The sequence below is a fragment of the Streptomyces sp. NPDC004721 genome (assembly GCF_053601495.1).
Window position 1 is genome coordinate 65,429 of record NZ_JBSGBZ010000022.1, and the last position, 23,669, is coordinate 89,097.

At 72.5% G+C, this 23,669-nt stretch carries 23 protein-coding genes; 15 read left to right on the plus strand and 8 right to left on the minus strand.

The annotated features are described in order from the left end of the window. Positions 1-220: 220 nt before the first annotated feature. Positions 221-820 carry a nucleotidyltransferase family protein gene (locus ACWEK3_RS21360; protein WP_450540705.1) on the minus strand — a complete coding sequence of 200 codons (600 nt, stop codon included), beginning with the start codon at positions 818-820 and terminating at the stop codon, positions 221-223. A 192-nt stretch (positions 821-1,012) separates the two neighbouring features. Between ACWEK3_RS21360 and ACWEK3_RS21365 the strand changes: the two genes are divergently transcribed. After that, entirely contained in the window at positions 1,013-1,327 is a 315-nt protein-coding gene (locus tag ACWEK3_RS21365) for a DUF5955 family protein (protein ID WP_361412201.1), read from the plus strand. Between the two features lie 82 nt (positions 1,328-1,409). Here ACWEK3_RS21365 and ACWEK3_RS21370 read toward each other — a convergent pair whose 3' ends face one another. Then, positions 1,410-2,048, minus strand: coding sequence for a response regulator (locus ACWEK3_RS21370; RefSeq protein WP_450540703.1), 639 nt, complete (start codon positions 2,046-2,048; stop codon positions 1,410-1,412). Then, positions 2,045-3,229, minus strand: a complete 1,185-nt coding sequence (locus ACWEK3_RS21375) for a sensor histidine kinase (RefSeq protein WP_450540702.1) — start codon at positions 3,227-3,229, stop codon at positions 2,045-2,047. Before ACWEK3_RS21375 ends, ACWEK3_RS21370 begins: the two co-directional genes overlap by 4 nt. 135 nt (positions 3,230-3,364) lie before the next feature. On the opposite strand from ACWEK3_RS21375, the gene ACWEK3_RS21380 reads away from it, so the two are divergent. Next, on the plus strand, positions 3,365-4,399 hold the full coding sequence (locus tag ACWEK3_RS21380) for an ABC transporter permease (protein ID WP_453250345.1): 1,035 nt from the start codon (positions 3,365-3,367) through the stop codon (positions 4,397-4,399). Further along, the gene (locus ACWEK3_RS21385) at positions 4,396-5,115 is read left to right on the plus strand and encodes an ABC transporter ATP-binding protein (protein WP_450540698.1); all 720 of its coding nucleotides are present in this window, start codon (positions 4,396-4,398) and stop codon (positions 5,113-5,115) included. The genes ACWEK3_RS21380 and ACWEK3_RS21385 overlap by 4 nt, the downstream gene beginning before the upstream one ends. A gap of 403 nt (positions 5,116-5,518) precedes the next feature. Here ACWEK3_RS21385 and ACWEK3_RS21390 read toward each other — a convergent pair whose 3' ends face one another. After that, a complete protein-coding gene (locus ACWEK3_RS21390; RefSeq protein ID WP_361412191.1) occupies positions 5,519-6,322 on the minus strand; it encodes an IclR family transcriptional regulator in 804 nt (267 codons plus the stop codon). A gap of 235 nt (positions 6,323-6,557) precedes the next feature. Here ACWEK3_RS21390 and ACWEK3_RS21395 point away from each other — a divergent pair, with 235 nt between their 5' ends. The 5 genes from ACWEK3_RS21395 (at position 6,558) to ACWEK3_RS21415 (ending at position 12,100) form a co-directional block, all read left to right on the plus strand. Next, positions 6,558-8,051, plus strand: a complete 1,494-nt coding sequence (locus ACWEK3_RS21395) for an NCS1 family nucleobase:cation symporter-1 (protein ID WP_450540694.1) — start codon at positions 6,558-6,560, stop codon at positions 8,049-8,051. A 76-nt stretch (positions 8,052-8,127) separates the two neighbouring features. After that, on the plus strand, positions 8,128-8,853 hold the full coding sequence (locus ACWEK3_RS21400) for an aspartate/glutamate racemase family protein (protein ID WP_376546178.1): 726 nt from the start codon (positions 8,128-8,130) through the stop codon (positions 8,851-8,853). A gap of 177 nt (positions 8,854-9,030) precedes the next feature. Further along, positions 9,031-10,377 (plus strand): allantoinase AllB, encoded by a 1,347-nt coding sequence (gene allB, locus ACWEK3_RS21405; RefSeq protein WP_453250346.1) that lies wholly within the window; start codon positions 9,031-9,033, stop codon positions 10,375-10,377. Between the two features lie 5 nt (positions 10,378-10,382). Next, the gene (gene alc, locus ACWEK3_RS21410; RefSeq protein WP_450540691.1) at positions 10,383-11,498 is read left to right on the plus strand and encodes an allantoicase; all 1,116 of its coding nucleotides are present in this window, start codon (positions 10,383-10,385) and stop codon (positions 11,496-11,498) included. 206 nt (positions 11,499-11,704) lie between these two features. Beyond that, positions 11,705-12,100, plus strand: coding sequence for a ribonuclease domain-containing protein (locus tag ACWEK3_RS21415; RefSeq protein WP_361412179.1), 396 nt, complete (start codon positions 11,705-11,707; stop codon positions 12,098-12,100). A 125-nt stretch (positions 12,101-12,225) separates the two neighbouring features. Here the strand turns inward: ACWEK3_RS21415 and ACWEK3_RS21420 are convergent, their stop codons facing one another. Together ACWEK3_RS21420 and ACWEK3_RS21425 are read right to left on the minus strand one after the other, a co-directional pair. Then, the gene (locus ACWEK3_RS21420; RefSeq protein ID WP_453250347.1) at positions 12,226-13,206 is read right to left on the minus strand and encodes a hypothetical protein; all 981 of its coding nucleotides are present in this window, start codon (positions 13,204-13,206) and stop codon (positions 12,226-12,228) included. After that, positions 13,203-14,702 carry a M48 family metalloprotease gene (locus ACWEK3_RS21425; RefSeq protein ID WP_453250348.1) on the minus strand — a complete coding sequence of 500 codons (1,500 nt, stop codon included), beginning with the start codon at positions 14,700-14,702 and terminating at the stop codon, positions 13,203-13,205. The genes ACWEK3_RS21420 and ACWEK3_RS21425 overlap by 4 nt, the downstream gene beginning before the upstream one ends. Before the next feature lie 87 nt (positions 14,703-14,789). Between ACWEK3_RS21425 and ACWEK3_RS21430 the strand changes: the two genes are divergently transcribed. Then, positions 14,790-15,212 (plus strand): hypothetical protein, encoded by a 423-nt coding sequence (locus tag ACWEK3_RS21430; protein ID WP_450540685.1) that lies wholly within the window; start codon positions 14,790-14,792, stop codon positions 15,210-15,212. 15 nt (positions 15,213-15,227) lie between these two features. On the opposite strand, the gene ACWEK3_RS21435 is transcribed toward ACWEK3_RS21430, so the two are convergent. Next, positions 15,228-16,193 (minus strand): NADPH:quinone reductase, encoded by a 966-nt coding sequence (locus ACWEK3_RS21435; RefSeq protein ID WP_453250349.1) that lies wholly within the window; start codon positions 16,191-16,193, stop codon positions 15,228-15,230. Positions 16,194-16,782: 589 nt separating this feature from the next. Next, positions 16,783-17,805, minus strand: a complete 1,023-nt coding sequence (locus ACWEK3_RS21440) for a Gfo/Idh/MocA family protein (protein ID WP_450540682.1) — start codon at positions 17,803-17,805, stop codon at positions 16,783-16,785. A 116-nt stretch (positions 17,806-17,921) separates the two neighbouring features. Between ACWEK3_RS21440 and ACWEK3_RS21445 the strand changes: the two genes are divergently transcribed. The 6 genes from ACWEK3_RS21445 to ACWEK3_RS21470 all read left to right on the plus strand — a co-directional run bounded on the left by ACWEK3_RS21445 (position 17,922) and on the right by ACWEK3_RS21470 (position 23,577). Further along, the gene (locus ACWEK3_RS21445; RefSeq protein ID WP_361412462.1) at positions 17,922-18,671 is read left to right on the plus strand and encodes a GntR family transcriptional regulator; all 750 of its coding nucleotides are present in this window, start codon (positions 17,922-17,924) and stop codon (positions 18,669-18,671) included. A 183-nt stretch (positions 18,672-18,854) separates the two neighbouring features. After that, entirely contained in the window at positions 18,855-19,859 is a 1,005-nt protein-coding gene (locus ACWEK3_RS21450) for a sugar ABC transporter substrate-binding protein (RefSeq protein WP_450540681.1), read from the plus strand. Beyond that, a complete protein-coding gene (locus ACWEK3_RS21455) occupies positions 19,856-20,920 on the plus strand; it encodes an ABC transporter permease (protein WP_450540679.1) in 1,065 nt (354 codons plus the stop codon). The genes ACWEK3_RS21450 and ACWEK3_RS21455 overlap by 4 nt, the downstream gene beginning before the upstream one ends. Beyond that, positions 20,917-21,708: an ATP-binding cassette domain-containing protein gene (locus tag ACWEK3_RS21460; RefSeq protein WP_450540678.1), complete on the plus strand. Its 792-nt coding sequence runs from the start codon at positions 20,917-20,919 to the stop codon at positions 21,706-21,708. The genes ACWEK3_RS21455 and ACWEK3_RS21460 overlap by 4 nt, the downstream gene beginning before the upstream one ends. Before the next feature lie 142 nt (positions 21,709-21,850). Further along, positions 21,851-22,999 carry an ROK family glucokinase gene (locus ACWEK3_RS21465; protein ID WP_361412162.1) on the plus strand — a complete coding sequence of 383 codons (1,149 nt, stop codon included), beginning with the start codon at positions 21,851-21,853 and terminating at the stop codon, positions 22,997-22,999. Beyond that, positions 22,996-23,577 carry a sugar kinase gene (locus ACWEK3_RS21470; protein ID WP_450540676.1) on the plus strand — a complete coding sequence of 194 codons (582 nt, stop codon included), beginning with the start codon at positions 22,996-22,998 and terminating at the stop codon, positions 23,575-23,577. Before ACWEK3_RS21465 ends, ACWEK3_RS21470 begins: the two co-directional genes overlap by 4 nt. The last annotated feature ends 92 nt before the right edge of the window (positions 23,578-23,669 follow it).

Below are 23,669 nucleotides of genomic sequence, written 5' to 3' on the forward strand. Positions count from 1 at the left end.
GCTGTCACTTCCTTCGGGGGAGCTTCTTCAGCGAACCACGTTCAGTGCCACCATGCCGTGGCACCGGGTGCCAATGGCTGTGAATGCGGCATATCGCACCCGAGGAGCGGTCGGGTGCTTCTGAACTGTGGATAGTAGTTTCCTCATGGTGGAAGTTCAATCGTGTGTTGACGTCGAGATTCTTCGGGTCGAGGAAAGGTGGCGCTCGGTGCCACCCCGCTCACTCAAGGTGGCCCAGGTCGGCCTCGGTGTCGATGTCGTACGCCCGTGCCACGTCCCCGCACTCGACGAGGGTGATCGATCTCTCGTGCGCCCTCAGATAGGCGCGTGCCCCCCGGTCGCCGGTCGCACTCTGCGCGACGCCGTCCCAGTGGGTCGCCCCGAGCAGCACGGGATGGCCGCGCATCCCGTCGTACGCCGCCGAGACCAGCGAGCCCTCGTCCCGGTACGCGGCGCGCACCCGGGCCACCGCCTCGGCGCTCACTCCGGGCTGGTCCACGAGCAGGACCAGGGCCGCGCGGACCCCCGTACCGGCGAGGGAGTCCAGCCCGGCCCGCAGCGAGGAGCCCATGCCCCGCTCCCAGTGCGGGCTCTCCACGAGCACGCAGCCGGCCAGTGCCGCGCGCTGCCGCACCTCGGCCGACCGCGCGCCCAGGACGACGTGGACGCGCTCGCATCCGGCCGCCCGCAGGATCCCGACCGCGTGCTCCACCAGCGGCCGGCCCCGGTGCGCGAGCAGCGCCTTGGGCCGCCCGCCGAGCCGCCGCCCGCCGCCGGCCGCCAGCACCAGTCCCGCGATCTCGTCCTCTGTGCGTGTCATGGGTCCTGCATACCGCGGACCGTCCCCTGTCGAGCCGGTGTGCGGGGGCTGAATTTCGGTCCCCGCGGTGGCGCACCCCGGTCCTGGTGGCGTTTACTGATCGGCGTCCCCCGGCGCCCGACCCGCTCGACAGGGATGTCCGACGGGACCACGGAGGGGACGGCGCACGACGGCGTGCGAGGGGGAGGGGCTGTGTTGCGGAGCTTGGACCAGCGGCCGGCGACCGGCGGCAAAGAGGATCCCAGGGTGACGGAGTTGCGGACCGCCGTGGCCCGGCTGCGCCGCGAGCTCGCCGCGCATCCGGCGGAGTTTTCCGACCGTGCCATCGCCGAGGACGAACTGGCCGCCCTCGCCGCGATGGCCGCCCACGGCACTCCCGAGATCCCGCGGCTGCGCCGCTCCCTGCTGCTGATCGCCGGATCCATCGGCTCGGTCAGCGCCCTGGCGCACGGACTGTCCCAGGTGCGCACCGCGGTCGACCTGTTCGCGGAGCCGCCGCGCGGTTGACGGCCCCGTCAGTCCCGGGGCGTCCGTGCCCTGAGGCCCGGCGCGGGCACCGCGCCGGCAGGCCCGTCCGTCTCCGTGCCCGTCACGGTCTCAGGCGCCGGATGAGGCCCTGCCCGGTCGCCGCCGCCACCGCCGCGGTACGCGACTCCACACCCAACTTGGCGTAGATGTGCACCAGATGGGACTTCACCGTGGCCTGGCTCAGGAACAGGCGCTTGCTGATCTGAAGGTTGGACAGGCCGTCGCGGACCAGTTCCAGCACCTCCAGCTCGCGGCGGCTGAGCGCGGCCGCGGGCGTGCGCATGCGGTCCATCAGACGGTGGGCGACCGCGGGCGCGAGGGCAGAGCGGCCGGAGGCGGCGGTGCGCACCGCGGCGGCCAGCTCCTGCGGCGGCGCGTCCTTCAGGAGGTAGCCCGCCGCACCGGCCTCCACCGCGGCGAGGATGTCCGCGTCGGTGTCGTACGTGGTCAGCACCAGGACGCGCGGGGCTCCGGGGTGGGCGGTGATCGCCGCCGTCGCCTCCGCGCCGTGCGCGCCGCCCGAGCCGAACTGCAGATCCATCAGCACCACGTCCACACCGCCCGCCGCTGCCAGCTCCACGGCGCGCTCCGCCGTCGGCGCCTCCCCGGCGATCTCGAAGTCGGGCTCGGCGGACAGCACCGCCTTCAGGCCCGCACGGACCACGGGATGGTCGTCCGCCAGCAGCAGCCGGATCGTCATGCGCCACCCCCGGAGTCCGGGTACGGCAGCGTGACCGCCACCGCGGTGCCCTGGCCGGGCGCCGACTCCACGGCGAACGTCCCGCCCAGCGCCTCGGCCCGCGCGCGCATCGCGGGCAGCCCGAAACCGCCGTCCGCCGCCCGGCCGGGCCGAGCGTTGGTGTGCTCGGCGCCGGGATCGAAACCGGCGCCGTCGTCGACGACGTCCAACGCCACCGCCGTGTCCATGAAGCTCAGGGTGATCTCCGCCCGGTGGGCGCGGGCGTGCCGCAGGGTGTTGCCGAGCGCCGACTGGGCGATCCTGAGCAGCGCCACCTCGTAGGGGGTGGGCAGCTCGGCCGGAGTGCCGCTCACCGTGAAGCGGACCTCGGGCGGGGCGGCCACGCCCGAGCCGAGCCGTTCCAGGGCTCCGGCCAGCGAGCCGCGCTCCAGGTCGGGCGGGGTCAGCGCATGCACGAAGCGGCGGGCCTCGGCGAGGTTGTCCTGCGCGGTCGCGCGGGCCTGCTCGATGTGCGCGGCGGCCGGGGAGCCGTCGGGCAGCGCACGCTGGGCGGCACGCAGCAGCAACTGGATGCTGGACAGGCCCTGGGCGAGCGTGTCGTGGATCTCCCGGGCCAGCCGCTCCCGCTCGGCCAGCGTGCCGGCGGTGCGTTCGGCGTCGGCCAGCTCGGCGCGGGTGGCCACCAGCTCCTCGATCAGCTCACGGCGCCGCTCGCTCTCCCGGTACAGGGCCTCGTAGCCGAGGACCGTGGCGACGGCCACCCCCGCGCCGAGCAGCGGGCCGATGAAGGCGCCGGCGGTGAGCCGCTCCCCGTGCCCGAGGAAACCGGCGATGGCCGCGCCCGCGGTCGCCCCGACCGCGGGCAGGCTCCAGCGCACCGGCAGCAGGTGCAGCTGGAGGAAGTACAGCGGGAAGGCCGCCCACAGGGCGTCGGGGGAGAGCGCGAGCAGCACCAGCCAGGCCGCGCAGAGCGACGCCAGCCACACCGCGGCCGCGCGCTGGGAGCGGTGGGTGGCCGGGCTCAGCACCCCCCAGGCGAACACCGCGCCCGTGCCCAGCGCCGCCGCCACGGTGGCCGGGCCGTGCGCGCGGGCCGCGGCGAGCGCCAGCAGGCCGGCGAACAGCGCGTACAGGCACAGGCGCAGGGTGACGACGACGGGGGAGTGGGGGCGGACGTCCATGACGGATCCAGGGTAGGCGGGCCGGGCGGGACGCCGGTCAACCGAAAGTTCGAAAGACGGGTGCGTCCTTCGATCCGCGGCAACCGTGCCCCGGCGCGATGCCCGGCGGGGGCGGTGCCGCGCAGGGTGGAGGACATGTTCGTCGCATGGAGAGACCTGCGGTTCGCCAAGGGGCGGTTCGCCCTGATGGGAGCCGTGGTCACACTGATCACCCTGCTCGTGGGGCTGCTGTCCGGGCTCACCGCCGGACTCGCCGAGGAGAACGTCTCGGCGGTGAGGGGCCTGCCCGCCGACCACCTCGCCTTCGCCGCGCCGCCCGGCGGCCGGCCGGTGTCGTTCACCGGTTCCTCGCTGCCGCCGGAGGCCGTCCGGCGGTGGGCGGAGCGCGTCCCGTACGCGGAGCCGGTCGCGATCCGCACGCTCGACGCCGCCGCTGGGAGCCGTACGGCGGCGGTGTCCGTGTTCGCCGTACGCCCGGCGGCCGGCATCGCACCGGACGGCGTGGCACCCGGTCGGGCCGTGCTTTCCGCCAAGGCGGCGTCTGCACTCGGCGTCGCCGCCGGGGACCAGGTCCGTCTCGGCTCCGCCACCTGGACCGTGGCGGCCGTGGCGGGCGGTGCCTCCTACAGCCACACGCCCGTGGTGTGGACGGCGTGGGACGGCGGCCCGGCGACCGTGATCGCGCTGCGCACACGGGGCGCCGACGTCCCGGCCGGGGACCGGACCGCCGGCACGAAGACCCTCGCCAAGGACGACGCGCTGACCGCGATCGGCTCCTACCAGGCCGAAAACGGCTCGCTGCAACTGATGCGCGGCTTCCTGTTCGCCATCTCCGCGCTGGTCGTGGGGGCGTTCTTCACGGTGTGGACGATCCAGCGGTCCCCCGACATCGCCGTACTCAAGGCGCTCGGGGCCTCCACCCGCCACCTCTTGCGCGACGCGCTGGGACAGGCCGCGGTGCTGCTCGCCGCCGGGACACTGCTCGGCACCGGGCTCGCGGCCCTGACCGGCGCACTGGTACGGGGCGGCGCGATTCCCTTCGTACTCGACCTGCCGACCGTCCTGCTGCCCGCCGCAGTGATGGCCGCCCTGGGCGTGCTGGGCGCCGGCCTCTCCGTCCGGCGGATCACCGCCGTCGACCCGCTGACCGCGCTGGGAGGCGTGCGATGAGCCTGCTCCTCGACGACATCACCCTGACCTACCCCGACGGCGACGGCAGGCTCACCGCCCTGGACCGGGTACGCCTGGAGGTGCCCGCGGGCACGGTCACGGCGGTGGTGGGGCCGTCCGGCTCGGGCAAGTCCAGCCTGCTCGCGGTCGCGGCCACGCTGATCACGCCGGACAGCGGACGCGTGTGCGTGGACGGTACGCCGACCGGGGAGCTGAGCGCCGCGGAGCGGGCGGTCCTGCGCCGCCGCGGCATCGGGATCGTCTTCCAGCAGCCCAACCTGCTGCCGTCGCTGACGGCGGCGGAGCAGCTCGAGGTGATGGCCCGCCTGGACGGCCGCCGGGCGGCGGCGGGCCGGGCCCGCGAACTCCTGGCCGCCGTGGGCCTCGCCGACCAGGCACACCGGCGCCCGCACCAGCTCTCCGGCGGTCAGCGCCAGCGCGTGAACATCGCCCGTGCGCTGATGAACGACCCCTCCGTCCTCCTGGTCGACGAGCCCACCAGCGCCCTCGACCACGAACGCGGCGCGGCCGTCCTCGACCTGCTGACCGGCCTCACCCGCGCCCGCGGCACGGCGACCGTCCTCGTCACCCACGACCGCACCCATCTGGGCGCGGCGGACGCGGTACGGGAGATGAGAGACGGACGACTGACCCCACCGGCCACCGACCGCCCAGGTGACGCGGGACACCGGCCGGGCGAACGAGCAAGGTCCTGAGCCCGGCGGCCGGCCGGTGGGGGGCCTGGTCTGGTGGGGGTGGAGCCGGTTGGCCGGGGTGGGGCGGGACCGGGTTGGTGGGGGCGGAGCCGACTGGCCCCTCCGGCCACCGACCGCCTGGGTGATGCGGGACACCGGCCGGGCGAATTAGGAAGGGCCTGAGCCCGGTGGCCGGCCGGGGGCGGGACCTGGCTGGTGGGGGGAGCCGGTTGGCTGGGGTGGGGCGTGAGTCGATCCCGGCCGGGGCGGGAGTCGGCCGACCGAGGGCCCGGCCCCTTGGGCCGCCCCCAGCCGGCGGCCGGTCACCGTGCGCGCGTCCCGGCCCGTGTGTGCGTCCCGGCCCGCGGGCGGCCGCGACCGCCGGCGGGCGGGATCCGCCGACCGGCAGCCGGTGGGCGGGGGATCAGGCCGCCGGGCCCGAGCTGGCGAGGGCCTTGGACAGTTCTCGCGCCACCTGCTGGAGGACCGGGACGATCCGTTCCGTCGCCGTGTCCGTGACCCGGCCCGCCGGGCCGGAGATGGAGATCGCCGCGGCGGTGGGGCTGTCGGGGACGGTGACCGCGAGACAGCGGACCCCGATCTCCTGCTCGTTGTCGTCGACCGCGTAGCCGAGCCGGCGGACGTCCTTCAGGGCCGCCAGGAAGCCGTCCGGGGTGGTTATGGTCTTGTCCGTGGCGGCCGGCATGCCGGTGCGGGCCAGCAGTGCGCGCACCTCGTTGTCGGACGTGTGCGCCAGCAGGGCCTTGCCGACGCCCGTGGAGTGCGGCAGCACCCTGCGGCCCACCTCGGTGAACATCCGCATGGAGTGCTTGGACGGCACCTGCGCCACGTAGACGATCTCGTCCCCGTCCAGCAGCGCCATGTTCGCGGTCTCGCCCGTCTCCTCCACCAGCCGGGCCAGGTACGGCCGCGCCCATGTGCCGAGCAGCCGCGAGGCGGACTCGCCGAGGCGGATGAGGCGGGGACCGAGCGAGTACCGCCGGTTCGGCTGCTGCCGCACATAGCCGCAGGCGACCAGGGTCCGCATCAGCCGGTGGATGGTGGGCAGCGGCAGACCGCTCGCGGCGGAGAGCTCGCTCAGACCCACCTCGCCCCCGGCGTCCGCCATCCGCTCGAGCAGGTCGAAGGCACGCTCGAGGGACTGGACCCCACCGGTGGCGGCGGGGCCGGCGGAGGCGGAGGACTTGCGCTCGTCTGACGGCGGCACGTCGCATTCCTTTCTGCGGGTGTGGCCGCATGCTACCGGCCTGGTCGGATGCCTACTGAGGTCCGTCACGAGACGTTCCTGCCGATCAGCAAGGGTTTGTCCATATCCTTGTCTGCATTACGGTCGGGCTCTTGACGGTGCTCTCGGTGAAAACTACGTTCTGGCCACCGGAAGTTTACTTCCGTTCTGTGGAAAACACCGAACGTTCCCCCACTTTCCCTCCCGGGAGCCCCCTATGCCTCCTGCTGTGGATGACCGATCGTCCGTGGATACCGGCAACACAGGCAATACAGCCAGTTCCGGCCTGTACACGTACGATCTCGCCCCCACGAAGAAAGAAGGGCGCCGCTGGGGCGCCTACAACGTCTTCACGCTCTGGGCCAACGATGTGCACAGCCTCGGAAACTACGCCTTCGCGATCGGTCTGTTCGCGCTCGGCCTGAACGTGTGGGGCATCCTGGCCGCCTTCGCACTGGCCTCCGTCCTGCTGTTCCTGCTGCTCACCCTGTCCGGGTTCATGGGACACAAAACGGGCGTGCCGTTTCCCGTCATGAGCCGCATCGCCTTCGGCATCAAGGGCGCGAAGATACCGGCCGGCGTCCGCGGCGCCGTCGCCATCGCCTGGTTCGGCATCCAGACCTACCTCGCCGCCTCCGTGCTGAGCGCGCTGCTGGTGGCCATGTTCCCCGGCCTGAGCAGCCTCGAGAAGCACTCCGTGCTCGGGCAGAACCTGCTCGGCTGGATCACCTTCATGGCCCTGTGGCTGCTCCAGGTGCTCATCGTGAGCTACGGCATGCAGATGATCCGGCGCTACATGGCCTTCGCCGCGCCCATCACCCTGATCACCATGTCCGCCCTGGCCGCGTGGATGTTCTTCCGGGCGGGCGGATCGATCTCCTTGTCCGACGGCCACCCGCTCTCGGGCGGCGCGATGTGGCTGCACGTCCTGCAGGCCGCCGCGCTGTGGGTGGTGATCTACGGCACCTTCGTGCTGAACTTCTGCGACTTCACCCGGTCGGCCAGGAGCCGCGCCTCGATCGTCCGAGGCAACGTGATCGGCATCCCGGTGAACATGCTCTTCTTCGCCGTCATCGTGGCGGTCCTCTGCGGAGCGCAGTTCAAGCTCGACGGGCAGATCATCACCAGCCCCACGGACATCGTCCGCACCATCCCGAACATGATCCTGCTGGCCGCGGCCTCGCTCGCGCTCATCGCCCTGACCGTCGCGGTGAACCTGCTGGCCAACTTCGTGGCGCCGATCTACGCGCTGGTCAACCTCTTCCCGCAGCGGCTGAACTTCCGCCGCGCCGGCCTGGTGAGCGCGATCGTCGGCCTGGTGATCACGCCGTGGAACCTCTACAACAGCCCGATCGCGGTCGAGTACTTCCTCGGCGGGCTCGGCGCCCTGCTCGGACCGCTGTTCGGCGTGATCATGGCCGACTACTGGCTGCTGCGCAGGGCCCGGGTCAACGTCCCCGACCTCTACACCGAGGACGCGCAGGGCGAGTACCACTACCGCCGCGGCTACAACCCGCGGGCCGTCTGGGCCTTCGTGCCGTCCGCGGCCATCGCCGTCGTCCTCGCCCTGGTGCCCGCCTTCCACGCCGTGGCCGGCTTCTCCTGGTTCGTCGGCGCCATCCTCGGGGCCGTCTTCTACTCGGTCATCGCCGACCGCAACGTCCTGATCCGGGACGTGGACGGCGAGGCCATCGCGGTCGCCGCCGAATAAGCCGCGGATCAGGCGCGAACCAGCCGCGGATCAGCCGCGAACGAGCCGTCCAGCAGAACCACCCAGAAAGCGAACCATGCGCATCCTCGTCGTGAACGTCAACACCACGCAGTCCATCACCGACTCGATCGGTGAGCAGGCGGCGGGTGCGGCGTCCCCCGGCACCGAGATCGTCCCGCTGACCCCGTCCTTCGGAGCGGAGTCCGTGGAGGGCAACTATGAGAGCTACCTCGCCGCCATCGCCGTGATGGAGGCCGTCCGCGCCTACCCCGAACCCTTCGACGCCGTGATCCAGGCCGGATACGGCGAGCACGGCCGCGAGGGCCTTCAGGAACTGCTCGACGTACCCGTCGTCGACATCACCGAGGCCGCCGCGAGCACCGCCCAGTTCCTCGGCCGCTCCTACTCCGTCGTCACCAGCCTGGACCGCACGGTCCCGCTGATCGAGGAGCGCCTCCACGTCGCCGGGCTGAGCGCCCGGTGCGCCTCCGTGCGCGCCAGCGGCCTCGCCGTGCTCGATCTGGAGCGGGACGAGAAGGCCGCCGTCGCCGCGATCGCCGATCAGGCCGCCCGCGCGGTGGAGGAGGACCGGGCGGAGGTGATCTGCCTCGGCTGCGGGGGCATGTCCGGGCTCACCGAGCGCGTCGCCGAACGCACCGGGGTCCCTGTCGTCGACGGCGTGACCGCCGCCGTGGCGATCGCCGAGTCGCTCGTCCGGCTCGGCCTGTCCACCTCCAAGGTGCGCACCTACGCGCCGCCGCGGCCCAAGCGGATGGTCAACTGGCCCCCGAGCGCGCGTTGACGCAGGTCGCGCGAGGCCCGCACCGGCCACCGCGACGAGGTCCGCTTCGCCAAGAAGGTCTTGACTCATGAGGTTCGGCCATGAAGACTCCGTCTACAGGAAACTCATTTCCGCTCTCCGGAATTTCGCGGGTGGGCGACAGTGAATAGAGGAACAGCACCAGAGGAGGGGCGTCCGTTGCCCGACGTACAGCTCGTACTGCGCTCCACACGCGTCGTCACCCCCGAGGGCGTGCGCCCCGCGTCCGTCACCGTCGCCGACGGCCGGATCGTGGCCGTACTGCCGCACGACGCCGAGGTTCCGGCGGGAGCGTGGCTGGAGGACGTCGGCGACGACGCCCTGCTGCCCGGCCTCGTCGACACCCACGTCCATGTGAACGACCCCGGGCGCAGCGACTGGGAGGGCTTCTGGACGGCCACCCGGGCGGCGGCCGCCGGAGGCATCACCACCCTCGTCGACATGCCCCTCAACTCGCTGCCGCCGACGACCACCGTCGACAACCTGCGCGTCAAGCAGGAGGCGGCCCGCAGCAAGGCCCACATCGACGTCGGGTTCTGGGGCGGCGCGCTCCCGGACAACGTCAAGGACCTGCGGCCCCTGCACGACGCGGGCGTCTTCGGCTTCAAGTGCTTCCTGTCCCCGTCCGGGGTCGACGAGTTCCCGGAGCTGAACCACGACCAGCTGACCGCCGCCATGGCGGAGATCGCGGGCTTCGGCGGGCTGCTCATCGTGCACGCGGAGGACCCGCACGAACTCGGGCTCGCCCCCCAGCTGAGCGGCCCGAAGTACACCGACTTCCTGCAGACCCGTCCCCAGGTCTCCGAGGACAGCGCCATCGACGGGCTCATCGCCCTGGCCCGCCGGCTCGGCGCACGGGTCCACATCCTGCACCTGTCCTCCTCCGGCGCGCTGCCGCTGATCGCCGCCGCCAAGCGCGAGGGCGTCCGCCTCAGTGTCGAGACCTGCCCGCACTACCTCACTCTCACCGCCGAGGAAGTGCCCGACGGGGCCAGCGAGTTCAAGTGCTGCCCGCCGATCCGCGAGGCCGCCAACCAGGACCTGCTCTGGGCCGCGCTCGCCGACGGCACCATCGACTGCGTCGTCACCGACCACTCGCCGTCCACCGTGGACCTCAAGACGTCCGACTTCGCCACCGCCTGGGGCGGCATATCCTCGCTCCAGCTGAGCCTTTCCGCCATCTGGACGGAGGCGGCCCGGCGCGGCCACGGCATCGAGGACGTGGTCCGGTGGATGTCCGAACGCACCGCGAACCTCGCCGGTCTCGACCGCAAGGGCGCCATCGCGCCCGGCCGGGACGCCGACTTCGCGGTCCTGGCCACCGACGAGACCTTCACCGTCGACCCCGCCGCGCTCCAGCACCGCAACCGCATCACCGCGTACGCGGGCAAGACCCTGCGCGGTGTCGTGAAATCCACCTGGCTGCGCGGCGAGCGCATCTACGGCCCCGCGCTCGACGACCACTTCACCGAACCCACCGGCCGACTTCTGGAAAGGACGAACTGATCACCGTGACGGCGACCCTGAGCTTCACCGGCGACGCGAACCCCTACGGCGGCGGCGACCCCTACGCCGACTTCCGTACGGCCGACTTCCCCTTCACCAGGCACGCCAACCTGGCCGACCGCCGGCTCGGCGCGGGTGTCGTCGCCGCCAACGACGAGTTCTTCGCCCAGCGCGAGAACCTGCTGGTGCCCGAGCGGGCCGAGTTCGACCCCGAGGACTTCGGGCACAAGGGCAAGGTCATGGACGGCTGGGAGACCCGCCGCCGGCGCGGCGTCTCGGCCGAGCACCCCTGGCCCACCGAGGACGACCACGACTGGGCGCTGATCCGGCTCGGCGCGCCCGGAGTCGTCCGTGGCATCGTCGTGGACACCGCCCACTTCCGCGGCAACTACCCGCAGGCCGTCTCCGTCGAGGGCACCTCGGTCGACGGCGCCCCCACGCCCGAAGAACTCCTCGCCCACGACGTCAAGTGGACGACCCTCGTCCCGCGCACCGCGGTCGGCGGCCACGCGGACAACGGCTTCGAGGTGAACGCCGAGCAGCGCTTCACGCACCTGCGTCTCAAGCAGCACCCCGACGGCGGCATCGCGCGCCTGCGGGTGTACGGCGAGGTCGTGCCCGACCCGGCGTGGCTGGCCGCGCTCGGCACCTTCGACGTGGTGGCGCTGGAGAACGGCGGCAGCGTCGTGGACGCCTCCAACCTCTTCTACTCGCCGGCCACCAACACCATCCAGCCGGGCCGTTCCCGCAAGATGGACGACGGCTGGGAGACCCGCCGCCGCCGCGACCAGGGCAACGACTGGATCAGCTACCGCCTCGCCGCGCACACCGAGATCCGCGCCCTGGAGATCGACACCGCCTACCTCAAGGGCAACAGCGCCGGCTGGGCGTCGGTCTCCGTCAAGGACGGGGAGGACGGCGAGTGGACGGAGATTCTGCCGCGCACCCGTCTCCAGCCCGACACCAACCACCGCTTCGTGCTGCCCGCGGCGGCCGTCGGCACGCACGCGCGCGTGGACATCTTCCCGGATGGAGGCATCTCCCGGCTCCGCCTGTTCGGCGCGCTGACCGAGCAGGGCGCGGCCGCCCTGGCGGCCCGCCACCAGGAACTGGGCGGCTGACCCGTCCGTACCCGCGGGGCGGCCGGCCGCACGGACCGGCACGCCCCGCCCACCGGGTGCCGATGCGTTCGAGACGTATGACATCGCGGGCCGCCCCCGGTACGGCTCCTACCTGGATTAACTCCCCGCGAATTCATCGAACTTGACGGTAAATTCCTCGGACTTGTCATTGACATGTCAGTGTCTACGCGCGTCATGATGAGCGCATGAGATTCCCCCCACGCACCACCCGCATCGGCGCCGCGGGCGCCCTCCTGTCCGCCCTCCTGGTCGGTGGCACCGTCGCCGCCGCCCCGGCCGACGCCGCCGCGACCGCGGTCGGCAGCATCTGCTACAGCGCGCTGCCCTCCCAGGCGCACGACACGCTCCGCCTGATCGACAAGGGCGGTCCCTTCCCGTACTCCCAGGACGGTGCCGTCTTCCAGAACCGTGAGGGCGTCCTGCCGAAGCAGTCGACCGGGTACTACCACGAGTACACGGTCGTCACCCCGGGCTCCCCCGACCGTGGCGCCCGACGCATAGTCACCGGCCAGAAGACCCGGGAGGACTACTACACCGCGGACCATTACGTCACGTTCAAGCTCGTCAACTTCGGCTGCTGAACCACGAGTCCACCGCACGTCCCTCGCCCCGCGGACCCTCCACGCACACCGGCCGCGGGGCGAGCCGCTGCCCGGCCCGAGCTCGGAGGGGACGGGCAGCGGGTGCCGCTTCGGCGCGGCGCGGGTCAGGGCCGCGGAGCGCTCTGCGCCCACAGCGCGGCGGGCAGGACGGCCCCGCACAGCGCCATGCTCACGGTCGCCACCGCGGTTCCGCCGATGAAGAGGGCCCCTGCCAGGGCGCCCACGACGAGTCCGACGGCGGCCGCCTGGGCGCCCGGCCACCACCAGGGCCTCGCGGAGAGCGCCGCGGCGTCGACCGAGGTGAAGGAGTCCTCCAGGGTCGCACGGACCGCCGTGTACTCGTCGAGGAACACGCGGCGCGGCGCACGGTGCCGCAGGCGTCCCAGGGGCACCAGACGCGTGCCGTCCGGCAGTTGGGCCACCACGGCGCCGCGCGAGCCCGCCCGGTGATGGGCGCTCACCTCGACCGGGCCGCGCAGCTCGTCGAGGGCGGTATGCCACATGATCCGCTGCCAGGCGGCCGGCCGGTCACTCACGCCCGTCTCGGTGAGCGCGAGCCACAGGGTCTCCGACAGCGCCTGCGAGGAGACGGGCCGGACACCGTAGTGCATTGTCGCCGTCATCGGACGGCCCGGCCGCCGCGCCGCCCGCCGGAACCGCACGCCACGCCAGGCCCACACCGAGCACAGCGCGGCCGCCGTGACCCCGGCGAGCACGATGGGGACGAGCAGGTCGTCCTCGTCGGACGTCTCCTCCGGGTCGCCGGGGAAGCCCCGCGGATCCGTCTCGTCCGGGTCGTAGACGACGGGGAAGTGACGGCCCTTGGTGTAGCGGTCGGTGTCGTAGACGCCGAAGCTCTGCTCGTGTTCACGGCCCGAGCGGTCCTTCCAGCGCACCCGGATGTCCTCGCCCTCCCCGAGGCCGTCCTCGACGATCACGCCGTTGGTGCGGGCCGTGGCGCGCTCGCGGGCCTGGCCGTAGGTGTACGCGTGGAAACCCAGCCAGCCGGCGAGCAGCGCGAAGCCGGTCAGGGTGGCCGTCACGCCCAGCAGGGCGACGCGCAGGGCGGGGCCGGGGCGTCTCATGCTCTCTCCGCCTTCTCGGTCCCGGTCTTCTCCAGCAGGGCGCGGACGGGCGCCGGGTCACCGCCGTCCACGGCCGTGACGAGCACCTCGTACAGGTCGACGACCGTGCCGTCCGGCGCCCTGAGCACGGTGTTCATCCAGCGGCCGGCGTAGGACCAGCCGACCTTCAGCAGCAACGGCGCCAGGGCCGCTCCCATGGCCCCGGCCAGCACCTGACCGCCGACCGCCCTGCGCGCGGCAGCCGGCAGCCACCGCAGTTGAGGGTCCATCCGGCGGGCCAGGCGGTACCAGTCGGCGTCGGCGAGGGCGTCCAGTGCGACGTGCAGTGCCTCGGTGGTGGAGGGCTGTCCGGTCGCGGCCGCCAGCGCCGCCGCGCCGGGGCCGCCGTCGGCGGGGAGGCAGAACCTGTCGGGGTCGAGTTCGAGGAGGCGCACCGGCTTCAGGTCCTCGGGCCGCAGGGCGCTGCCCCGGACACCGCCGCCCTCCTGGAGGGTCGCACCGGGTCCGTCCGCGCAGGCCAGACGCTGGACGCACCACTCGGCGACCGCCTCGGCGTCCCGCAGCCCGAGCGGAGCCGAGCCGTACGCCGCATAGGTGCCGGTGTGCGGCAGCGCGGCCGTCCGCACGACCGACGGCGGCTGGGCGGCCATCGCGTAGACGTCCAGGGCCCGGTCCTCGGCGTCCTCGCGGGCGGCCCGGTGCAGCACCGACGGATCCTGGAGGGCGAGGTCGAACGCCTCGTAGAGGTCCACCGGATACGTGCCGTCCTCGAGCAGGTCCTCCACCCAGTCCTGCGTGATCACGTCGAAAGCCGCCTCGATCACGGCGACCCGTTCCACGGCCTCGCGCACCGCGGTACCGCCCACGGCCCGTGCGGCCTCGGCGTCGGCCGCCAACTCCGCCTGCCAGGACCAGGGTTGAGTAGCGCGCAGCAGGGGAGCGGCCAACGGGGCCAGCGGTCGCAGGCGCCCGTCCAGCCGTTCGGCGAGCGCACGGCGTGCCGCCAGCAGGGCACGTGTGCGACGGTCGTCGAAGTGGCGCCGGTGGGCCAGCTCGTGCGCGATCACCGCGGCAAGCTGCGCGGCCGAGAGCGCCCGGACCAGCGGCAGTCCGAGCAGCAGCGCGTAGCCGGGTCCGCCCGTTGCCCTCACGCGGCACGCGAGCACCGCCGGCTCCGGGAGGATCCGCACCAGCAGCGGAGCGCCGAAGCCGGTCCGTTCGGCCAAGTCCCGTACCAGCGCCGCTAGTTCCGGCTGGTCGTCCGGCCGTACCGCCCGGCCCGGCAGGACGTCGGGGATCACGACCTCGCGCAGGGCCGGAAGCAACCACAGCACCGGAAGCGCGGCCATCTGCCAGACCCCCCAGGCCACCCCCACGGCCGCGATCAGGAGAGTGGGGGCGAACAGAGGCAGCCAGGCGACGGCGGACATGGCCGCGGTGAACAGCCACACACGGGCCGCCGAGACCTGCGGCCCTCCGGGTATGCGACCGTCCATCACACTCCTGTCGCCCGTGAGGTGTCGGCGGATTCTGTCATAGTCCGGTGAGGCGAGTGGACACCTGTACGAGGAGGAGGCGGGGCGATGGGCGCACGGGCACGCCGGGGTCCTCCCACGGGTGCCGAGGCCGAGGTCATGGACCACTACCGGGAGGTGCGCCGCAGGGGCCGGCCGGCCCGTGAACTGCGGACCGTGAACGGCGCCAGGATCCGGTCGAAGGCCGAGTCCGGGTGGAGGGGCGCTCGATTCCGCTGGGTGATCGTGGGCGCCGGGGCGCTGTGCTGCGCGGCCGGGTTCGTCATGCTGGCCGTGGCGGTGGCACTGGGGTGGGCGCCACGGGCCGTCCTGAGCGGCGTCTACTTCGTCGGGCTGGGGGTGGCCGTCGTGGTCGGCCACCCCCTCTCGGTGATGCGCGCCCGGCGGCGGTGGGCTGCCCGGACGACCGCGCCGGCGGAACAGGACGCCGGTGACGGAGAGGTACCGGGCGGGCCCGGGACAGGGACGTAGCACCACGCTTCGGAGTCAGGGGCGTAGCACCACGCGTCGGCCGTGGAGTTCTCCCCGCTCCATGCGCTGGTGGATCTCCGCCGCGGCGCTCAGGGGGCGGTACTCCACCGAACGGGGCCGCAGCCCGCCCGAGGCCAGGAGGCCGTTGACGGCGGCCGCCGCCTCGGCCAGTTCCGCGGCGGTGGCGTGGGAGATGGCGAAGCCGCGCAGGGAGCCGTCCTTCATGTAGAGCGGACCGACCGGAAGGGTCGGCTCGTCGCGGGCACCGGACAGGACGACGATGCGGCCGCGGTGGGCGAGGAGTTCGACCGCGGTCCTCAGGTCGTTGTGTCCCGAGGTGTCGACGTGGACGCCGACGCCGGACGGAGCGAGCCGCGCCAGCCGCGCGGCGAGATCGGGGGCGTGGTAGTCCACGGCCTCCGCCGCGCCCAGGGAGCGGACGTGCTCGTGGTCGCGCGGTGCGGCCGTGGCGAGGACCCGCGCGTACGCCCGGTACGCGAACTCCACCAGCGCGCCGCCCACGTTGCCGGCCGCGCCACCGACCAGGACCGTCTCACCGGGGAGCAGCCCGCCGTGCGTGAAGAGAGCCAGATAGGCGGTCGCGGCGGGATGGAACACGGCCACCGCCTCCTCCGGGCGCACGGCCGCCGGCAGCCGGTAGAGGCGGTCGGCGGGCACCACGGCCTGTTCGGCGGCCGCCCCCTGCCGGCCGTCGTGGCCCAGGCTGTTGCACCACACCGTCTCGCCGACGGCGAAACCGGAGCCCGCGGACGCCACCGTGCCCACCAGGTCGCGCCCGATCACGAACGGGAACGACAGCGGTGTGCGGAACAGCCCCGAGCGGACGAAGGTGTCCACCGGGTTGACTGTCGTGGCCATCACGTCGACCAGCACCTCGCCCGGCCCCGGCACGGGAGCGGGCAGCTCGCCGAAGCGGATGACGTCGGGTGGTCCCAGCTGTTCGACATAAGCGGCACGCATGATCGCCAATTCTCCCACCGGGCAGGCCGTGCGGCCCGTGCGGCGCCTGCGGGTGGGCGAGTCCGGCGCTGGGCTGGTGCGCCTGACGCGATTGGTGTGACTGGTGCGTCTGGCGGGTTGGTGAGCTGGTGCGTCGGTTAGTCCGGTGGGCCGGTGCGTCCGTTAGTCCGGTGTTGCCGGTGGGCCGGTGCGGCCGGTTAGTCGGTGCGGCCGGTTGGTCGGTGGCCCGGTGCGGCCGGTGGGCCGGTGGGCCGGTTGGTTGGTGCGGCTGGTGAGCCGGTGTGCGGGCGCCGCGCCCGCCCCCTGGCCCGTGCCCGTCGAAGACTCGCCCGTCCCGCCGCGCCCACCGAGTCGGCCGCGCGACCGGTCGGCCGAGAGCCGCTGGTCCTCCGGGAGCCGGCGGTCGGCCGCGCCAACGCTCGGCCGGGAGTCACTGGTTGGCCGTGCGCCGCCGGTCGGGGTGAGCCGCTGGTTGGCCGTGCGTCGCTGGTTGGCCGTGCGCCGCCGGTCGACCGTGCGTTGGCGGTCGGCCCGGAAGCCGTCCGGGCATCCGGACGGTCGGACGGCGGTCACCGTGGCTGTCGGCCCGTCACCGGTGGACCGCCCGGTCGCCGCCCGGGATCTCCGCCAGGCTCACCGGGCGGTGTTCACGGCGGGAGACCTCGCAGGCCTCGGCGATGCGCAGGGCCTGGAGGGCCTCGCGGCCGTCGCACGGGTTGGGGCGCTCACCGTGCAGCACCTGTACGAACGCGGCCAGTTCGGCTTCGTAGGCGGGGCCGAAGCGTTCCAGGAAGTCGGGCCAGGGCTTGTCCGCGGCCGGTGGGCCGGTCGGCTCGGTGGACGCGATCGGCGTCCGGTCGTCGAGGCCGACCACGATCTGGTCCCGCTCCCCGGCCAGTTCCATGCGGACGTCGTAGCCCGCGCCGTTGAGGCGTGTCGCGGTGGCGGTGGCGAGCGTGCCGTCGTCGAGGGTGAGCAGCGCCGCGCCGGTGTCGACGTCGCCCGCCTCGCGGAACATCGCGGGGCCGGCGTCGGATCCGGCCGCGTACACGCTGAGGACCTCGCGGCCCGTCACCCAGCGCAGCACGTCGAAGTCGTGGATCAGGGTGTCCCTGAAAAGCCCGCCGGAGAGCGGAAGCCACTGAGGTGGCGGCGGTGCCTGGTCGGAGGTGAGCGCGCGGACCGTGTGCAGACGGCCGAGGCGCCCGGAGCGCACCGCCTCGCGCGCGCCGGCGTAGCCCGTGTCGAAGCGGCGCTGGAAGCCCATCTGGAGCACCGTGCCGGCGGCTTCGACCTCGGCGAGCGCCTGTAACGTGCCCGGCAGGTCCAGGGCGATCGGTTTCTCGCAGAACACCGGGAGCCCCGACCGTGCCGCCCGGCCGATCAGTTCGGCGTGGGCCGAGGTCGCCGTGGTGATCACGACCGCGTCCACGCCCCAGGTGAAGATCTCGTCCACCCCCGGTGCCGCTGTCTCACCCAGCCGGAAGGCGAGGGCCTGTGCCCGCGCCGGATCGGCGTCCGTGAGGATCAATGAGCCGACCTCGCGGTGGCGGCTGAGTGCGTTCGCGTGGATGGTGCCTATGCGGCCCGTACCGATGACCCCGATGCGCATGGGAACAAAGTGAGGGCGGACCCCGGACCCTGTCAACCGCATGTCCGGACAATCGAACTTCACGACTTCCCGTCAACCGGCCGCGGAGCTACGCTCGGGCCGTGCCGAAACCAGAAGTGGACCCCACCGTCTCACTCGAACTCCATGTGGACCGGAGTTCCCCGGTACCGCTGTACTTCCAGTTGTCCCAGCAGCTCGAGGCCGCGATCGAACACGGCAGCCTCACCCCCGGCAGCCTGCTGGGCAACGAGATCGAGCTCGCCGCGCGGCTCGGCCTGTCCCGGCCCACCGTCCGCCAGGCCATCCAGTCGCTGGTCGACAAGGGCCTCCTGGTACGCCGCCGCGGTGTCGGCACGCAGGTCGTGCACAGCCGGGTCAAGCGCCCGCTGGAGCTGAGCAGCCTCTACGACGACCTGGAGGCGGCCGGTCAGCGCCCGGCGACGAAGGTCCTGGTCAACACGGTGGTCCCGGCCTCCGCCGAGGTCGCCGCCGCCCTCGGGGTGGCCGAGGGCGAGGAGGTCCACCGCATCGAACGGCTGCGCCTGGCCCACGGCGAGCCGATGGCGTACCTGACCAACTACCTGCCGCCCGGACTGCTCGACCTGGACACCGGTCAGCTGGAGGCCACCGGCCTGTACCGGCTGATGCGCGCCGCCGGGATCACCCTGCACAGTGCCCGCCAGTCCATCGGCGCCCGTGCCGCCTCCTCCGCCGAGGCCGAGCGGCTCACCGAGCCCGAGGGCGCCCCCCTGCTGACCATGCAGCGCACCACCTTCGACGACACCGGCCGCGCGGTGGAGTACGGCACGCACACCTACCGGCCCTCCCGTTACTCCTTCGAGTTCCAGCTCCTCGTACGTCCCTGACCGCGCTTGCGGTCGCCCGGTGTGCTCCAGGCATCCTCCTCATGTCCGGACAATGTGACCGGTCACCCACTCCCCGCCCGCGGAATCAGTGGTTCCGGTGTCCGATAATGGAACGTTCGGGGCTGGTGGGATCGTCATCGGCCCCTTGCGTACGTTCGGGCACAGCAAGAAGGGCACGGCCTCGTGGCACGGTTTCCAACCTGGGTAGTCATCACGCTGGCAGGGGCACTGTCCCTGTCGCTGGCGGGGTGCAGCAGTACCGGCGGTAAGCGGGCGGAGGATGCCCGCAAGGCCGCGGCGGCCCAGGGCAGGGCCGCGGTGAACACCCCCCGCTGGACCTTCGCGATGATCACGCACTCCGGGGACGGTGACACGTTCTGGGACATCGTGCAGAGCGGCGCCAAGCAGGCCGCGGTCAAGGACAACATCAACTTCCTGTACTCGCACGACGCCGAGGCCCAGCAGCAGGCCCAGCTCGTGGACGCTGCGGTGGACAAGAAGGTCGACGGCATCATCGTCACCCTCGCCAAACCCGACGCGCTCAAGGCCGCCGTGGCCCGCGCCGAGCGGGCCGGCATTCCGGTGATCACGGTCAACTCCGGATCGGCGCAGTCCAAGGCGTACGGCGCCCTCACGCACGTCGGCCAGGACGAGACCGTCGCCGGTGAGGCCGTCGGGCAGGAGCTGACCGAGCGCGGAAGGAAGAAGGTGCTCTGCGTCCTGCACGAGCAGGGCAACGTCGGGCACGAGCAGCGCTGCGCCGGAGTGGCGAAGACCTTCTCCGGCACGGTCGAGAACCTCTACGTCAACGGCACCAACATGCCGGACACGCAGGCCGCGATCGGCGCCAGGCTCCAGGCGGACAGGTCCGTCGACGCGGTCGTCACGCTCGGCGCCCCGTACGCGGACACCGCCGTCAAGGCGAAGGCCGACGCCGGCAGCAGGGCCGAGGTCGACACCTTCGACCTGAACGCCAAGGTCGCCGCCGAGCTCAAGGACGGCACGCTCGGCTTCGCCGTCGACCAGCAGCCCTACCTCCAGGGCTACCAGGCCGTCGACCTGCTCTGGCTCTACAAGTACAACGGTGACGTCCTCGGCGGCGGCCGGCCGGTGCTCACCGGCCCGCAGATCGTCACCAAGGACCAGGCGGCCACGCTGGAGGAGTACACGAAGCGGGGCACCCGATGAGCGGGACGACCACGGACCGGCCCGCCGTCCACCCCGAGACCTCCGCCGCTGAAACGTTTCCGCAGACCTCGGCGCTGCGCAGGCTGCTCACTCGTCCCGAGCTCGGCTCGGTCGTCGGCGCGATCGCCGTCTTCGTCTTCTTCGCCTGCGCCGCGGACGGCTTCCTGCGCGCCGCCAGCCTCAGCACCGTCCTGTACGCGTCCTCGACCATCGGCATCATGGCGGTTCCGGTCGCGCTGCTGATGATCGGCGGCGAGTTCGACCTGTCGGCGGGCGTGATGGTGACGTCCTCCGCGCTGGTCTCCTCGATGTTCAGCTACCAGATGACCGCGAACGTCTGGGTCGGGGTCGGCGTATCCCTGCTGGTCACCCTGGCGATCGGTGCCTTCAACGGCTTCATGCTGACCCGCACCGGGCTGCCCAGCTTCATCGTCACCCTGGGCACCTTCCTGATGCTGACCGGGATGAACCTCGGCTTCACCAAGCTGATCGACGGCACCGTCTCCACCAAGACGATCGGCGACATGGAGGGCTTCTCCAGCGCCCACGCGGTGTTCGCCTCGACGCTCACCATCGGCGGCGTCGACGTCAAGGTCACCATCCTGTGGTGGCTCGGCCTGGTCGCCCTCGCCTCCTGGATCCTGCTGCGCACCCGCACCGGCAACTGGATCTTCGCGGTCGGCGGCAACAAGGACGCGGCGCGCGCGGTCGGCGTACCGGTCACCGGAACCAAGACCGGCCTCTACATGGGCGTGGGCCTCGGCGCCTGGATCTGCGGGCAGCACCTCCTCTTCTCCTTCGACGCGGTGCAGTCCGGCGAGGGCGTCGGCAACGAGCTGATCTACATCATCGCCGCCGTCATCGGCGGCTGCCTGATCACCGGCGGCTACGGCAGCGCCATCGGCTCGGCGGTCGGAGCCCTCCTGTTCGGCATGACCAGCAAGGGCATCGTCTTCGCCGAGTGGAACCCCGACTGGTTCAAGTTCTTCCTCGGAGCGATGCTGCTCCTCGCGACCCTGCTCAACACCTGGGTCCGCAGGCGGGCGGAGGCCACCAAGTGACGCAGACCGAAGCACGCACGGCACTCGTGGAGCTGTCCGGCGTCAGCAAGCACTACGGCGGTGTCCGCGCCCTGGAGGACGTCGGCCTGGCGGTCCACGCCGGGGAGATCACCTGCGTCCTGGGCGACAACGGCGCCGGCAAGTCGACCCTGATCAAGATCATCGCGGGACTGCACCAGCACGACGGCGGTGTCCTGCGCGTCGAGGGCGAGGAGACCCGGCTCACCTCACCGCGCGACGCCCTGGACCGGGGCATCGCCACGGTGTACCAGGACCTGGCCGTCGTGGGCCTCATGCCGGTCTGGCGGAACTTCTTCCTCGGCTCCGAGCCCCGCAAGGGGACCGGCCCCTTCAAGCGCCTGGACGTCGACCTCATGCGCAGGACGGCGCGGGCCGAACTGCTGCGGATGGGAATCGACCTGCGCGACGTCGACCAGCCCATCGGCACCCTGTCGGGCGGCGAGCGCCAGTGCGTCGCCATCGCGCGCGCGGTGTACCTCGGCGCGAAGGTGCTCGTCCTGGACGAGCCGACCGCGGCGCTCGGCGTGAAGCAGTCGGGCGTGGTGCTGAGGTATGTGGCGGCAGCCCGCGACCAGGGTCTGGGTGTTGTGCTGATCACCCACAACCCCCATCACGCGTACCTTGTAGGTGACCGATTCGTCCTGCTGAGGCGGGGCACCATGGTCGGCCACCACACTCGGGACGAGATCACCCTGGACGAGCTGACCCGGCAGATGGCGGGCGGCAGCGACCTGGACGAGCTACGCCATGAGCTGCAAGGGACCTGAGGGCCCGCGGGGTTGTGGCATCATGCCGCTCCGCAGCGCGGACGCGACGACCCCCACACGTCCGTATCCCGTACAAACCGGGCACCGGCTCCTCGGTGCCCCGTACGGGCCCCTTACCCATCGTGCGGCAGAATCGGGCCCGATGAGCACCTACCGCGACCTCACCGCCCCCATCGGCTCCCGCCGCGCTCCCGTACTGCGCACGGTCGGTACCCGGGAGCGGCGCTCCCACCTGACCGCACCCCGCGTCCCCACGGTGGGCATCGACATCGGCGGCACCAAGGTGATGGCGGGCGTCGTCGACGCCGACGGCAACATCCTGGAGCGGCTCCGCACGGAGACCCCGGACAAGTCCAAGAGCCCGCGGGTCGTCGAGGACACCATCGTCGAACTGGTCCTGGACCTGTCCGACCGGCACGACGTGCACGCGGTCGGCATCGGCGCGGCCGGCTGGGTCGACGCCGACCGCAACCGCGTGCTGTTCGCCCCCCACCTGTCCTGGCGCAACGAACCCCTGCGTGACCGCCTCTCCGAACGCCTGTCCGTGCCGGTCCTGGTCGACAACGACGCCAACGCCGCCGCCTGGGCCGAGTGGCGCTTCGGCGCGGGCCGCGACGAGGACCACCTCGTCATGATCACGCTGGGCACCGGTATCGGCGGCGCGATCCTGGAGGACGGCCAGGTCAAGCGGGGAAAATTCGGTGTCGCGGGCGAGTTCGGGCACATGCAGGTCGTGCCGGGCGGCCACCGCTGCCCGTGCGGCAACCGCGGCTGCTGGGAGCAGTACAGCTCGGGCAACGCCCTGGTGCGGGAGGCGCGTGAGCTGGCCGCGGCCGACTCCCCGGTCGCCTACGGGATCATCGAGCACGTCAAAGGGAACATCGCCGACATCACCGGGCCGATGATCACCGAGCTGGCCCGCGAGGGCGACGCCATGTGCATCGAACTGCTCGAGGACATCGGCCAGTGGCTCGGCGTCGGCATCGCCAACCTGGCCGCCGCCCTCGACCCGTCCTGCTTCGTGATCGGCGGCGGGGTCTCCGCGGCCGACGACTTGCTGATCGGCCCCGCGCGGGACGCGTTCAAACGGCACCTCACCGGCCGCGGCTACCGCCCCGAGGCCCGTATCACCCGCGCCCAGCTCGGCCCCGAGGCCGGCATGGTCGGCGCCGCCGACCTCGCCCGGCTGGTCGCCCGCCGCTTCCGGCGCGCCAAGCGGCGCCGGGTCGAACGGTACGAGCGCTACGAGCGGTACGCGCAGGCGCGGCGCGCGGCCCGGGAGGCGCTATGACGATGTCGTTGCCACGCCAGGCGGCGCCCCCGGACGGGCGGCCGCCGCGTGTCGAGGACCGCCGGCACCGCAACCGCCGCAGGACTTTCACCCTGCTGATCATCGTGCTGCTCATCGGCGTTCCGGCCGGCTACCTGGTGATCTCCGCCAACCAGAGCCGCGACAGCGGCAAGGACAAGGAGGCCCGGTACGCGGTGAAGGGCCTCGCGCCCGGCTACCCGTCCAAGGTCCAGCGCCGCCTCTACCAGGTGCCGATCCCGCACCCGGCCGACATGGTCTCCTACTACGAGACGAACAACTGGAAGACCAGCCGTCTCTACGTCCAGTTCCGGACCACCGAACCGGGCCTCACCTCCTTCCTGGAGGCCATGGGAGTCAACCGGAGCGACTTGAAGGAGGGCGCCGTCACCGTCGGCGCCCGGGACAAGAAGACCACCGGCTGGACCTTCACCAGCCCCGGCCCCTGGTGGGGCCTCACTCACGGCCAGAAGAACCCCGCCCCCACGCAGGACGTGGTCGTGAACCTGTCCAACCCGGTCCTGCCGATGGTCTACGTCGTCTCCCGCACCGTCCCCTGATGTCGGCCGTGGCCCGATCCAGGCCGCCGGAGCCGATTGTCAGACCCCGCCCGTAGAGTCGAAGACGACTGGGCCGGACGGCGAGGGCGAGG

What these genes read in the sequence shown, in the direction of transcription:
- ACWEK3_RS21380 (WP_453250345.1), top strand. Translation starts at nt 3,365, where the DNA reads ATGTTCGTCGCATGGAGAGACCTGCGGTTCGCCAAGGGGCGGTTCGCC.
- ACWEK3_RS21435 (WP_453250349.1), bottom strand. Translation starts at nt 16,193, where the DNA reads ATGCGTGCCGCTTATGTCGAACAGCTGGGACCACCCGACGTCATCCGC.
- ACWEK3_RS21370 (WP_450540703.1), bottom strand. Translation starts at nt 2,048, where the DNA reads ATGACGATCCGGCTGCTGCTGGCGGACGACCATCCCGTGGTCCGTGCG.
- ACWEK3_RS21415 (WP_361412179.1), top strand. Translation starts at nt 11,705, where the DNA reads ATGAGATTCCCCCCACGCACCACCCGCATCGGCGCCGCGGGCGCCCTC.
- ACWEK3_RS21440 (WP_450540682.1), bottom strand. Translation starts at nt 17,805, where the DNA reads ATGCGCATCGGGGTCATCGGTACGGGCCGCATAGGCACCATCCACGCG.
- ACWEK3_RS21465 (WP_361412162.1), top strand. Translation starts at nt 21,851, where the DNA reads ATGAGCACCTACCGCGACCTCACCGCCCCCATCGGCTCCCGCCGCGCT.
- ACWEK3_RS21360 (WP_450540705.1), bottom strand. Translation starts at nt 820, where the DNA reads ATGACACGCACAGAGGACGAGATCGCGGGACTGGTGCTGGCGGCCGGC.
- ACWEK3_RS21455 (WP_450540679.1), top strand. Translation starts at nt 19,856, where the DNA reads ATGAGCGGGACGACCACGGACCGGCCCGCCGTCCACCCCGAGACCTCC.
- ACWEK3_RS21385 (WP_450540698.1), top strand. Translation starts at nt 4,396, where the DNA reads ATGAGCCTGCTCCTCGACGACATCACCCTGACCTACCCCGACGGCGAC.
- ACWEK3_RS21420 (WP_453250347.1), bottom strand. Translation starts at nt 13,206, where the DNA reads ATGAGACGCCCCGGCCCCGCCCTGCGCGTCGCCCTGCTGGGCGTGACG.
- ACWEK3_RS21395 (WP_450540694.1), top strand. Translation starts at nt 6,558, where the DNA reads ATGCCTCCTGCTGTGGATGACCGATCGTCCGTGGATACCGGCAACACA.
- ACWEK3_RS21375 (WP_450540702.1), bottom strand. Translation starts at nt 3,229, where the DNA reads ATGGACGTCCGCCCCCACTCCCCCGTCGTCGTCACCCTGCGCCTGTGC.
- ACWEK3_RS21430 (WP_450540685.1), top strand. Translation starts at nt 14,790, where the DNA reads ATGGGCGCACGGGCACGCCGGGGTCCTCCCACGGGTGCCGAGGCCGAG.
- ACWEK3_RS21470 (WP_450540676.1), top strand. Translation starts at nt 22,996, where the DNA reads ATGACGATGTCGTTGCCACGCCAGGCGGCGCCCCCGGACGGGCGGCCG.
- ACWEK3_RS21425 (WP_453250348.1), bottom strand. Translation starts at nt 14,702, where the DNA reads ATGGACGGTCGCATACCCGGAGGGCCGCAGGTCTCGGCGGCCCGTGTG.
- ACWEK3_RS21400 (WP_376546178.1), top strand. Translation starts at nt 8,128, where the DNA reads ATGCGCATCCTCGTCGTGAACGTCAACACCACGCAGTCCATCACCGAC.